A 12,650-nucleotide genomic window follows, 5' to 3' on the forward strand; every position below is an offset into this window, starting at 1 on the left:
GTTGCCATAAAATCCAAAATCTAAACTTGTTCGACTGAGCGAAGTCGAAGTCCAAAATCTAAAATTGGTACTCATGATTTCAATCCCTTTTTTATAGAGGGATTAAATCCCTGCCTTACTTAGAATTTTAATTTAACAGTTAGGTCGAGGTAAAATAATTGTGACATTAGACTTTAATGAAATCCGTCAGCTATTAGTAACTATTGCCCAAACAGATATTGCGGAAGTTACCCTCAAAAATAATGAATTTGAGCTAACAGTCCGAAAAGCTGTCAGTTTTAGCAATAATGCTCCAGGAACAGTTAGTGGCGTGGTGAGTGCTGGTGTAACCCAGTTGGTATCTACAGCCTTACCAAGTTCCACTGAGGGGGCTGTAACCAATAAAGTTGTTGATAATTCAGTCGCACAAGCTCCTCATTCTTCTTCACCAATTAATCAAAAATTAGTTGAAGTACCATCACCAATGGTAGGGACATTTTACCGTTCCCCAGCCCCAGGAGAAGCAGCGTTTGTGGAGGTAGGCGATCGCGTCAAAGCTGGTCAAAGTGTCTGTATCATTGAAGCCATGAAGCTCATGAACGAAATTGAAGCCGAAGTCTCTGGACAAGTGATGGAAATTTTAGTTCAAAATGGTGAACCAGTAGAATATGGTCAGCCTTTAATGAGAATTAACCCTGATTAAGTATTAAATGGGGAACAGGGAAAAGGGGAAGTAGGGGAGTAGGGGGAGTAGGGGGAGTAGGGGGAGTAGGGGGAGTTGGGGGAGTAGGGGGAGTTGGGGGAGTTGGGGAAGTTGGGGGAGTTGGGGAAGTAGGGGGAGTTGGGGAAGTAGGGGGGGAGAAAGAATTTTCCCAATGACAACTAACAACTGACAACTGACTAAAGCGGATAATTTTTCTGAAAACTTTCGCGGGTGAGAGGTTGTTGTAATTCCACACCTTCACCCCCTAAAACCTCTAAAAGTTTGCCATTGACTTCGATATATACTTTGGCTTGAGGATTTAAGCTGGTAGCAGTATATACAACTTGTCCCACACGCCCCATCATGGAAGTGCTACCTCCACCAGCGGTAAAGTGTTCAGACAAATTCACATGAATATCATTATTTTCTGCTTTGAGTCCCAATAGTTGAGTACCCGGGGGAATAGTAGTAGAGCCTGTGCCTTCACTTCGACCGGCTAATAAAGTTTTAAATGCTGCTTCTAAAACTTGATTGGGTTGGGTAGCAGCAACTTTAAAGGGTTGGGGAACTAAATCCAGGTGATTTTCCTTGGATCTGAGCCAGTATATACTAGCAGTCTGTTGATTGCCCTGTTGGGTTGTTGATTGCTTGATGGGCTGTTTAATAGATTGTGAAGAGTTATCAGGTGTAGGAGGATTGGGCGTTTGGGCAGAAAACCAAGCCACACCACCGCTTACCACTACCACTGCTGCGGAAATAGCTGCTATCACACCGGAAGAAACGCCGTTAGTTCTTTGTTGGTTATTCATAAAACCTCGCGGTAAGTGGGAAACTCAGCGTCTTTAGACCTGAGAGGGATGGTTCGACGCGGCTCACCAGCCGCGACACGAGCAGTTCGACAAGCTCACTGACCACGGTTTTGACCGCTGTGGATGTTAAAATTAAAACCAGATTTTTGATTGGAATCTGGAAACCAACTCCCATTTCTGGGGTAATGTTAGCCTTGACCTGTTATAAGAGCTTGTTAGGCTGAAAGCACTGTTCCAGTGACCTTAGAACTGTTTAACTTACAGCGACAGAGCGGGAAACTGGCTACGCATTTCGAGGTGTCGTGACTCAAATAACGGCTACCCTTAGACTCCCTTCGACTTCGCTCAGGGCAAGCCGCTTAGGGTGGTCTGGTCAGTACAGCTTGCAATTTCTTGCAAGCTCAGTTCCTTTAGGGCTGGGTTACTGACAATATAAAACCTACTGGATTGAGGATGGAAATAGTATTTGTAAGATAAGTAGCCTGTTTATAAACGTTATTCCCCGGTGCAAATCTTGGCTTTTGATCTGGACATGAACTGTTATTGCTAGTTTTGCCTCTTGCCACTCCAATTGTAGAGTGATCTTTACAAGTCCGTTACCTTTCTCTTTATCTAAATCCTATGGTTTCTTGAAAAAACTTTTAAATTAGACTTCAGTAAAATATGGTAAGCAAATCAAATAAGTAGGTTGGCGTTGAAAATTGTCGTTATAGCAAGGCAAGAGGCAAGAGTAAAGAGTAAAGAAGTTTTCAGCGATTTTACGTTTCTTTACACAGGTTGGTTTTATTGTGTTCACCTACTTGGCATTAAATTGTCAATAATGGTGCGTTGTGCTGTCGCTCTAAGCGTAGCCATGCCCTCAATAGCTTTACACACCATACATATCTGCTATATTAATCAAATTTTCAAGGCCAATTTCCCGAAAAAATGAATTGATAAATACTATAATTAGTAATCAATCCCTTATTTGTGGTTGTTATGGTTGTTACTGCTTCGACCCACAAGATTACCTGGGAACTCTTGCCTGAAGATTTTGTTTTAGAAGATGAACCAGTGGATAATGTTAATCAACCTTCTTTAGCCGCTGCACTGACGGAAAGCCTGCAACTGGCAGGGAAACTCCCAGAAACAGCCCTGGCTACGACCAATTACGGCATTTGTACCGTAGTTAATGGCAAAATTGTCATCAAAGCACCTGATTGGGCTTACATACCCAAAATTACTGTGCCTAGAGAGCAAATACAACGTAGTTATACTCCTCACAAACAGGGTGAAATACCGGTTGTGGTGATGGAATTTCTTTCTGACGCAAATGGGAGTGAATATTCTAGTAAAAGGACTTTTCCCCCTGGTAAATGGTTTTTTTATGAAGAGGTGTTAGAAGTTGCAAATTATCTAATTTTTGCACCTGATACGGGTGTTTTGGAAGTTCATCGGTTACAAAGTTCAGGAAAATATCAATTACGTTCCCCTGATGAAAATAACCGTTATTGGTTAGGGGAAATGGATTTATTTATTGGTGTATGGCAAGGAAAGCGCGAAAACCGTGATGGTTATTGGTTGCGCTGGTGGGATAAGGAGGGTAATTTATTATTGTGGGGGTTTGAGTCGGTTGAGAAGGAACGAGGAGAAAAGGAACAAGAAAGACGAGAAAAAGAACAAGAAAGACGAGAAAAAGAGCAGGCTTTACAACGGTTAGCGGAGTTGGAGAAACGATTACGAGATGCGGGAATTGGAGATTAGGAATCACCCAGAAGAACACGCGACTCGAAAACCACTACCGTAGTTACTGCCACCAGCAACTATGTAGTTACGATAGGCACAACGGCAGTTCCCAGCCTCTTGAAGCCAAGAACCACCGCGCAATATGCGTTTGCTATCGTTACCAGTCCAAGCACTACCGTCATTGGGTGCATTTGTATAGTCCCTATGCCAAAAATCTTCGCACCATTCCCACACATTACCGTGCATATTATATAAACCAAAGTTGTTAGGGGGAAATTCGCCTACATCTGTGGTCTGTTTGTATTTGTTATTATGATTAACTACATCTGTATTAATGGCTTCACCGAAGTAAAATGGAGTTGTAGTCTTGGCTCTACAGGCATATTCCCATTCAGACTCGCTAGGTAAGCGATACATTTTACCTGTGTGTTCCCCCAACCTAGCACAAAATTCTTGGGCATCTAACCATGATATTTTTTCCACTGGCAGATTTGCACCTTGGAAGTATGAGGGTTTAGGGTTTAAATCTATGTTGATTTTCGGTAAACTGGCGATTTTTTGCCATTGTGCTTGGGTAATTGGGTATTTTCCGATGTAGAAAGGTGAAATTGTCACGTTATGTTGAGGTTTTTCATTTTTATATCCCTCTCCTTCTGGTGAACCCATAGAGAATGTGCCACCAGGAATACCTACCATTTCCAAAAATAAATTATTTCCTAAATTGTCTCTAAAAACTATGGGTTGTTTCGGGGAAACAATTGTTGTAGTGACTTGCTGGGAGTGATTAGGAGAAATGGTTATTTGTGAAAGTTGCTGTGGTTGCAATACTGATAAAATTTCTGTTGCCGACTGAAAGCGATTTGAGGGTAAGTCTTGCAGCATTTTATCTAATATTATTTCTAAGTCATGATTCACAAATATATATTTTTTCCATATCCATTGCATGACTGTTAAATCAAATAGTGGATCAGTACCATCTGGTTTTTGGAAATATCCTGTTAATAATCGAATACAAGTTACAGCTAAACTATAAAGGTCGCTGTTGGGATAAACTATGCCGCGAAATTGTTCTGGTGGTGCATAACCAGGTGTACCTGTAACTGTTCCCAGTTTGGTGAGAACGTTGTTCCCTACGTCTTTGGAAACTCCAAAATCAATTAGGAATAAAGCGCCTGTTTGCGAATGTTTAATAATATTTTCTGGTTTAATATCTCTATGAATTACTTTATTGTTATGAACAAATTGTAAAATATGTAATAATTCAATTAGGATTTTTTTTACTTCAGATTCGCTAATTTTCCCCTTTTGTCGCAGTTCGTTTAATAAATTTTGACCTTCGATAAATTCTTGAATTAGATAAAGTCTGCCTTCTTGGGGAAAGAATGCGAGTAAATCTGGAATATGGGGATGTTTCCCTAAATCGTTGAGTCTGAATGCTTCTTGTTCAAATAGCTCTGTGGCTTTTTTGAGCGCACCACTTCCTGATTGTTGGGGTAGAAATTGCTTAATAACGCAGTGAGTATCTAATCTCTGTTCGTCTACTGCTAAAAATGTCCGCCCAAAACCACCTTCACCAATAATGCGGATGGCGCGATACCGTTCTTTCAGCACTATTTGACTGCCACAGGATTGACAAAGGATAGTTTTTGGTGGGTTTTGCTGTAGACACGCGGGGTTAAGGCACTGACTCATAAATCCGGTTTGCAGTTAATTATCTCAGTATAATGATAGGATGAGTTTAAGTAAAAATTATTTTAATTGATTAAAGGGTTTCTCTGTAATACTTAAATTTTTGGTAATTTCATGAAATACAGTGGTTTTTGTTCTCATAAAATGCAGTCTAGGGTGGGGAGACTCCACCCCTACGGGTTTGAGACAACTTATGATAGCAGGAATGGGAATAATTCGACTGATTTGGTCTCAGAATACCCAGTTTACAATAGTTGAATGTTAACTTTCTATTGCGTCTTTAATCCATTGTTGCAATGTATTGATCACTTCGTCAATGGCAATTTCTTGAGATTCACGATTTGCGCGTTTGACTATTTCGACTTTACCATTTGTAATGGCTCTGCCAGTGACGATTCTGAAGGGGATACCGATTAAATCTGCATCTTTGAATTTTACTCCTGCCCGTTCGTCTCTGTCATCTAATAAGGTTTCTACACCTGCTTGGTTGAGTTCTGTGTAGAGTTGTTCAGCAACGGCGATTTGTTGAGCATCTTTAATGTTAGGAATGATGATGATGGCGTGATAGGGGGCGATCGCTACTGGCCAAATTATGCCATCTTTATCATAGGATTGTTCTACGGCTGATTGCGCTAACCGTGACACACCCACACCATAGCAACCCATGACTAAAGGCTTTTCTTCCCCTTGTTCGTTGGTATAAGTTGCACCCATCGCCTCAGAGTATTTTGTACCCAGTTGGAAAATATGACCGGCTTCGATGCCTCTAGCTGTTTGTAGGGTTTGATTTGGGTCATGCAGAGAGCGATCGCCTAATTTGGCTTTACGAATATCTACGGTTAGTGCAGGTAATTTAAATTGCTCACCCCAATTTGCGCCAACTACATGAAAACCAGCTTCATTTGCACCAGTGACAAAGTTTTTTAACTCCACAGCGGTTTTATCCACCAACCGCACAAACTGAGAATTTACCTGTTTACTTTCCGCAATATAATCATCACTAATATCTGGTGCTATGTAACCCAAAGGCAAAGATTTTGCTTGCCATGTTGCTTGGGCTTCGGCATTTGGTACAGTTAAAGTGAGGATAGTTTTAGCGCCGAATTCAGGAGCTAATTTAGTTAATTCATTTTGTAATTTAACTTCATTGATTTCCTGATCTCCGCGAATATTTATTAACACCAAAACAGTTAAACCGTTATCATAAACAGTTTGATATAAAACGTTTTTAACAATTTGGTTAGGAGAACATTTGAGGAAATTACAAACTTTGTCTATAGTTTCTGTTCCCGGAGTTGACCGTTTTTCAAAAGTTGTAAAAGGTGAAGTTTCCACTGCTGCTGGTAAAGAAACTGCCTTTTCTACGTTTGCAGCATATTTACCATCTTCCGTATAGAGAACTTCGTCTTCTCCTGCATCGGCTAAGACCATAAACTCTGTTGAACCAGAACCGCCAATAGCACCAGAATCAGCTTCCACAGCCCGAAAAGCCAAACCAGAACGCCGCAACATATTACTATAAGCAGTATACATTTCCTGGTAAGTTTTTTGCAAACTTTCTTCATCAGCATGGAAAGAATAACCATCTTTCATAATAAATTCTCGTCCGCGCATTAAACCGAAACGGGGACGAATTTCATCACGAAATTTAGTTTGAATTTGATATAAATGTACAGGTAATTGACGATAGGAACGAATCATATCACGGGCAACTGTGGTAATTACTTCTTCGTGAGTTGGTCCTAGTCCTAATTGTTGTTCCCTCCTATCAACGAGAGAAAACATAATTCCCTCAGCTTTAGTATAGGTGTCCCAGCGTCCTGACTCCTGCCATAATTCAGCAGGTTGTAACTGTGGTAATAAACATTCTTGTGCGCCGGTAGCGTTCATTTCTTCCCGGACAATTTGGGAAACTTTTTGCAAAACCCGCCACATTAGGGGAAGATAAGCATAAATCCCACTACCAATGCGACGGATATAACCTGCGCGGAGTAACAATTTATGGCTAGGGATTTCCGCATCAGCCGGATCATCCCGTAGTGTAACAAATAACATTTGTGATAATCGCATTGTTTTTACCTTTACTTGCTAATTTTGCCAATTAATTATTGAAGATTAACCTATGTCATACCAAATTAAAACGAAGCTGCATAGAATAAAATTTTCAGAATAATTAACCGCAGATAAACGCAGATAAACGCAGATAAATATGAATGATTGTTATTCTGTGCAGCCTCACATAAAATTGGTATCACCTGTCACCTGTTATAACTTGAGGAGATGATTACTGTGTCTGAAGCAATGTATCAAGCACAACCACCTTTAGAATTTATTCCGCCAGCTTTTAACCCTTTGTTGTTAAAGTTGGTACATCTAGTTCTACCTAACTGGATTCGCTGGAAAACACCTATTAGCAACATTGAAGCAGACAATGTTGAAGTTTTGGCGGATTGCTATCAACGGTTTCAGGATGGTAAAATTCGGTTTATGTTGGCGTTTCGTCATCCTCAAACAGCAGACCCTCTTTGTTTAACCTATTTACTGTCCCAAATCTTGCCTAAAGTAACACGAGTTGGGGGTACACAGCTACAATATCCCCTTCATGCCCATTTTATCTATGATCGGGGTATTCCTCTCTGGGCTGGTTCTCAAGTTGGTTGGGTAATTTCCCATTTGGGGGGAACTCCGATTCAACGCGGTAAAGCTGACTGGACTGGGTTGCGTTCGGTGCGGGATTTGTATCTCAATGGTCAGTTTCCCATGGCTGCTGCGCCAGAAGGTGCTACAAATGGTTTATCGGAGATTATTAGTCCCTTAGAACCGGGTATCGCACAGATGGGTTTTTGGTGTGCGGAAGATTTGCAAAAAGCGGGAAGAAATGAGGAAGTTTTAATTGTACCAATTGGCATTAAATATAGTTATGTTAATCAGCCTTGGGATAATATAGCAAATTTGTTAACTGGATTAGAAGCGGCTAGTGGTTTATCTGTGAATCAGGATCAAACTGAGGCTAATTTGGCTGCACTTTATCCCCGATTGTTAGGTTTGGCTGAACATTTATTAGCGGTAATGGAACAATTTTATACTAAGTTTTATCATCAAACATTACCAGATGAAAAAATTACTAATGGGGAAATTATAGATAGAAATGAAGCTTTAGCTTATCGTTTACAAGCTGTGATGAATATTGCTTTATTTATTGCTGAACAATATTTTGATTTACCATCTAGGGGGAATTGGAATGATAGATGTAGACGGGTAGAACAAGCCGGTTGGAATTATATATTTAGGGAAGATTTTAAGGATATTAAATTATTATCACCCATTGAGAAAAGTTTGGGAGATAGAATCGCTGAAGAAGCATATTTTCGGATGTGGCACATGAGATTGGTTGAGAGTTTTGTGGCTGTTTCTGGGATGTATATCCGCGAAAAACCAACGGTGGAAAGATTTGCTGAAATGACTTTACTTTTATGGGATATGGTTAATAAAATTAAGGGGAATATTCCTGTAAATCGTCCACAATTGGGTAAGCAGCAGGTGAGAATAACTGTGGGTGAACCCATTTCTATTTCTCAACGTTATGCGGTTTATAAAGGTAGTCGCGTTGCTGCTAGACAATCGGTGGCTGAGTTGACGACTGATTTACAGCAGGTTTTGGAGGGTTTGGTTGAGAAGGGATGATTTTTTTGCACGCAGAGGCGCAGAGGCGCAGAGGCGCAGAGAGAAATTAAGAGTGTGATTTAAATCCTCAACTTCCTCTAAAGGTTGAGGATTTGGGTTAGTTATTTGGCACTATTTTTTAATTCGTTCCATGCTTTGACAACTTTATCTAGTTTGTTTGGTAGTTGAGATTGCGATATGTCATTATATTGGGTTGTGGCTTTTTGACTGGTTATGGTATAGGTGATATAATCTGCTGAACCTGGAGGTGCTGGGAAACTCAATTTGTTGAATTGTTCAAATTTGTCTTGGGTTAATAATTTTTCAAATTGTTTAACTTGTTCTCCAGTAACTTTTTTGATACTACGCTCTGAGTCGTTAGCATCACCTGTTTTTGTTCGTATCAGTTGACCGTCTTTTAGTAAAACTGTTTCATAGGTTTTTCCAGCTATTCCCCCACTGGTAATTTCTCTAAATACTCCGTTTTTGTCTAATGGTGGTGGTAATTCATTGGCTGGAATTGGTACGGATTGGATGGTTTTAATGTCTTTGTTAACTTGATACTGTTGGTGGCTGGGATTAGCAACAACAGGCATAGATTTGAAAGTTATTACACTACCTAAAGATAGAATTGTGGTTAATATGAGGATATTTTTCATGATTTCCTTTGTCAGAATACAAGGATGATCAATTGTTATTGACGTTGGGTATTTTTAGATTGTTTCTTTTTGTCTGAATTAGAATTTATAGGATTTAATGATGAAAATATTATACTTCATGAAGCATCATCACCCGCATGGGAATAAATTCCCAGTCTCATAGCGAAACTCCGTTAAAATGGACTAAAAGAATTTTGCAGTTTAGAGTTTATAATTAAAATACAGAAATGTTGTCCATAACCTAGTAAATAACATAAATAATTATGAATGTACAACTTGTTGATTCCCTTGTAGAAATTGTTTCCAAATTAACTCCCGAAGATCAGAAACTTTTCTTATCTAAACTTTCTCATATCAATATAATTCTGCCAGCAGAACAGCAAAATTTAACATTAGCAGAAAAAGTAGCACAATTTCAGGAATGGTTATCTCAATTTCCTCAAAGTAGTATTACTCTATCAGATGAATCACTACGTCGAGAAAATATTTATGATGATAGAGGAATATGAAAAGCTATTTACTTGATACCAGTATTATTCTTAGATTTGCAAATTCTTAATGAAAAAATTATTCGGCGTTGCTGAATTGAGGTATGAAATTCCCAAATTGAACCTTTAAAACTCTTACCTCAGTGCGTCTACTCTTCAAGATCACGAAGCGTGATTGCGCCTTTGCGTGAGACTAAAATTCATACCCTTAATCAGCAACGCCGGAATTTTAAAGCCTAAAAAAGCAGCAATGTTGAGTCATTTGGATACTTTGCGTCAGGAATGGGAAAGATGAGATGAGATATGTTTATGATATCAGTATTTTTATTTACTATCTAGCTGAAGTCGAGGCAGAGCCTCTTGTGATAGCATTCCCAGTCAGAGACTGGGAACGAGATAATTCAAGCAAAATAGTATATTTTGTGACGCTACATCAACCACTTAAATGATTTTCTAGCAAAGATGCGATCGCTTCTGGTTGAACCTTCTTGTATTGTTTTTTACCTAGCATTAAAACACAATTGGGAGCGCTGCTACAGCGTTTTTGACAATCGGTATGTTCAATTGTGACTTTATCAGATAAACCGCGATCGCCTAAAGTTTTTTCTAAGTCTAATAATAATCCCTTGCCACCCCGTTTCAGACAGCCAGATTTTTGACATACCATAATTTTGGCTTTGGGTTGAGGAAGGAAATTTTCCAGCACACAAAAACCAATTGCTTGAATTTGATAAAGTTGCAGTTTTAGTTTATTGTTACGGAGGTTTAATTTACTAATAGCATCTATGCGAATTTGTTCACCAGGAACTAAGGATAAACCTAGCGAACAACGTAAATTTTTAGGGATTTTCAGTTTAATATTTCCCCCAGAAACTGCTAACTGTAAATGTTTACATTTCCCAGCGTCTTTACCCACAAACCCTAAAAACTGTCCCTCAATATTCAATTCCGATAAGGTCAAATATTTTTCACCCATTTGCGATAACTCTATGTTTCAAATAAAAAATAATAAACCCCACATTACCAATTGATAATTAATCCATGTCCCCCTCCTCGCTTGCGGGGAGGGGTGAGGGGTGGGGTTCTTCTATCTCATTCAACCGATAATCACTATAGCTAATAACTAACGGCTGAATACTTGCATTTTAAGGAAGGCGTTTAGCTTCTAAAGTTACGGGTAAACGACTTTTATCGGGAAATTCACTAAATTCTAATTCCCAACCATTAGCTAAAGTGAGAATTTTACCTGCTGCACTATCTGTTTCTTTGACTACTTCTTCTTCTAAATCTTTTTTAGGGACGTAGGCAATTAAAGTACCAGCATCATTCATTCGCAGCATTACTTTCATGTGTTTCCTCAGCAGATTCTAGTTCTCTTTTTCGACAACCGATGATGTACCCTGTTTCCAAAAAATGCACAGCATAGATATAATAAGCTTGCAAAAATGTGCCAATGCTGGAAACATAACCAACATCACCAATGTTTGCTAAAACTTCCCCAATCTCTCTACCTGGAAAAGTTCCATCGTTTTTGATTAGTTTCTTAACTCGAACTTTTTGACCGATTTCAAAAATGGGTTGCGAGTCTAGTTCTATTTCATCACGTTGCATGGGAATACCTTTTTTCGCTGACTAAATTTAATAATTCTTCTGTAGTGAGACTGCGTTTTTTGAGGATTGATTGCTGACGGACTACATCTAAAATAGCTTGGATTTCTTGAGAATCAAGAAAGATGCCATGCTGTTCTAAGAGATTAGATAATGAATGCCGACCAGAATGTTTACCTATGACTAAACGCCGTTCCCAACCCACATCTTCAGGAGCATAAGGTTCATAAGTAACGGGGTTTTGCAGAACACCATGAGCATGAATACCAGACTCATGAGCAAAGGTATTTTCACCCACAATTGCTTTCCAAGGTTGAACATTAGCACCAGAGGCTTTAGCGACTAGTTGAGATAGTTTTAACAAGTGTTGAGTTTGAATTCCCAAGTCAACACCGTAAATACATTTTAGAGCCATGATTACTTCTTCTAAAGCTGCATTTCCGGCTCTTTCTCCTAGTCCATTAACGGTAGTATTTACAGATACAGCACCAGCTTTGATTCCGGCTAAGGCGTTAGCAGTTGCTAGTCCAAAATCATTATGGGTGTGAATCTCAATAGGAATTGATAGAGTTGATACTAAATGCTTAACTTTCAGGTGAGTTCGGAAGGGATCAAGTACCCCAACTGTATCACAAAACCGAAAGCGAGATGCTCCCCATTCTTGCGATAACATGGCAACATCTTGGAGAAAGTTTTCGTCGGCTCTAGAAGAATCTTCACCACCAACTGATACCCAAAGACCTTGATCTAAGGCGAAGCTAATACAGTCTTTTAGTTTTTGTAAACTTACTCGCCATTGTCCATGAAATTTAGCGGCAATTTGCACTCCAGACACAGGAATAGCAATATGTACTCGTTCTAGTCCACAGGCTATAGAAGCTTTAATATCTGATAATACAGCGCGATTCCAACCTAATAATTTAGCGTTTAAATCTAAGTTACGAATGGCAACAATGGCGCGAATTTCTTCTTCTCCCATCGCCGGAATTCCTACCTCTAATTCATGGACACCAATGGTATCTAGGAATTGAGCGATCGCTACTTTTTCTTCTAAGTTAAAAGCAACACCTGCTGCCTGTTCCCCATCACGTAATGTCGTATCATTAATCATGATTTGATACATTTTCAACATCCCTCTAGCGGAGTTTTTTGTAATATCCTTGTTCGCTACAATTCTTCATGGTGGTAGATGGGCAATAAATTATAAATTGAGCGAATAAATCATGAATTATGATTTACGATCCTTAATTATTAATCAAATATTTCTGTTGCATCTGTATGACAAGAAACAAAAAATAAGTATAATTTATCCAATATTTCCGGTGGT

At 39.2% G+C, this 12,650-nt stretch carries 12 protein-coding genes; 4 read left to right on the forward strand and 8 right to left on the reverse strand.

Annotated features, from left to right (window positions below; genetic code table 11):
- The first annotated feature begins 160 nt into the window (after positions 1-160).
- Positions 161-682 (forward strand): acetyl-CoA carboxylase biotin carboxyl carrier protein, encoded by a 522-nt coding sequence (gene accB / locus NG743_RS06545; protein ID WP_027404329.1) that lies wholly within the window; start codon positions 161-163, stop codon positions 680-682.
- A gap of 197 nt (positions 683-879) precedes the next feature.
- Here accB and NG743_RS06550 read toward each other — a convergent pair whose 3' ends face one another.
- Positions 880-1,491 carry a GerMN domain-containing protein gene (locus tag NG743_RS06550; RefSeq protein WP_027404328.1) on the reverse strand — a complete coding sequence of 204 codons (612 nt, stop codon included), beginning with the start codon at positions 1,489-1,491 and terminating at the stop codon, positions 880-882.
- Positions 1,492-2,469: 978 nt separating this feature from the next.
- Here NG743_RS06550 and NG743_RS06555 point away from each other — a divergent pair.
- On the forward strand, positions 2,470-3,234 hold the full coding sequence (locus NG743_RS06555; RefSeq protein WP_027404327.1) for a PDDEXK family nuclease: 765 nt from the start codon (positions 2,470-2,472) through the stop codon (positions 3,232-3,234).
- Between the two features lie 3 nt (positions 3,235-3,237).
- Here NG743_RS06555 and NG743_RS06560 read toward each other — a convergent pair whose 3' ends face one another.
- The gene (locus NG743_RS06560; protein WP_027404326.1) at positions 3,238-4,908 is read right to left on the reverse strand and encodes a bifunctional serine/threonine-protein kinase/formylglycine-generating enzyme family protein; all 1,671 of its coding nucleotides are present in this window, start codon (positions 4,906-4,908) and stop codon (positions 3,238-3,240) included.
- 258 nt (positions 4,909-5,166) lie between these two features.
- Positions 5,167-6,975, reverse strand: coding sequence for a proline--tRNA ligase (locus NG743_RS06565; RefSeq protein WP_257121726.1), 1,809 nt, complete (start codon positions 6,973-6,975; stop codon positions 5,167-5,169).
- Between the two features lie 219 nt (positions 6,976-7,194).
- Between NG743_RS06565 and NG743_RS06570 the strand changes: the two genes are divergently transcribed.
- Complete coding sequence (locus NG743_RS06570) at positions 7,195-8,589, forward strand: glycerol acyltransferase (protein WP_027404324.1); 1,395 nt, start codon at positions 7,195-7,197, stop codon at positions 8,587-8,589.
- Between the two features lie 101 nt (positions 8,590-8,690).
- Here NG743_RS06570 and NG743_RS06575 read toward each other — a convergent pair whose 3' ends face one another.
- The gene (locus NG743_RS06575; protein ID WP_027404323.1) at positions 8,691-9,227 is read right to left on the reverse strand and encodes a hypothetical protein; all 537 of its coding nucleotides are present in this window, start codon (positions 9,225-9,227) and stop codon (positions 8,691-8,693) included.
- Positions 9,228-9,490: 263 nt separating this feature from the next.
- Here NG743_RS06575 and NG743_RS06580 point away from each other — a divergent pair, with 263 nt between their 5' ends.
- Positions 9,491-9,736 carry a hypothetical protein gene (locus tag NG743_RS06580; RefSeq protein WP_193962885.1) on the forward strand — a complete coding sequence of 82 codons (246 nt, stop codon included), beginning with the start codon at positions 9,491-9,493 and terminating at the stop codon, positions 9,734-9,736.
- Between the two features lie 412 nt (positions 9,737-10,148).
- On the opposite strand, the gene NG743_RS06585 is transcribed toward NG743_RS06580, so the two are convergent.
- The 4 genes from NG743_RS06585 to nifV all read right to left on the reverse strand — a co-directional run bounded on the left by NG743_RS06585 (position 10,149) and on the right by nifV (position 12,446).
- Entirely contained in the window at positions 10,149-10,691 is a 543-nt protein-coding gene (locus NG743_RS06585; protein WP_027404322.1) for a (2Fe-2S) ferredoxin domain-containing protein, read from the reverse strand.
- A gap of 169 nt (positions 10,692-10,860) precedes the next feature.
- Positions 10,861-11,064: a putative nitrogen fixation protein NifT gene (gene nifT, locus NG743_RS06590; protein ID WP_027404321.1), complete on the reverse strand. Its 204-nt coding sequence runs from the start codon at positions 11,062-11,064 to the stop codon at positions 10,861-10,863.
- Positions 11,039-11,326 (reverse strand): nitrogen fixation protein NifZ, encoded by a 288-nt coding sequence (locus tag NG743_RS06595; protein ID WP_027404320.1) that lies wholly within the window; start codon positions 11,324-11,326, stop codon positions 11,039-11,041. Before NG743_RS06595 ends, nifT begins: the two co-directional genes overlap by 26 nt.
- On the reverse strand, positions 11,316-12,446 hold the full coding sequence (gene nifV, locus NG743_RS06600; protein ID WP_027404319.1) for a homocitrate synthase: 1,131 nt from the start codon (positions 12,444-12,446) through the stop codon (positions 11,316-11,318). The genes NG743_RS06595 and nifV overlap by 11 nt, the downstream gene beginning before the upstream one ends.
- Positions 12,447-12,650 lie beyond the last annotated feature (204 nt).

The organism is Dolichospermum heterosporum TAC447 (genome assembly GCF_024584745.1).
Lineage (GTDB): Bacteria > Cyanobacteriota > Cyanobacteriia > Cyanobacteriales > Nostocaceae > Dolichospermum > Dolichospermum heterosporum.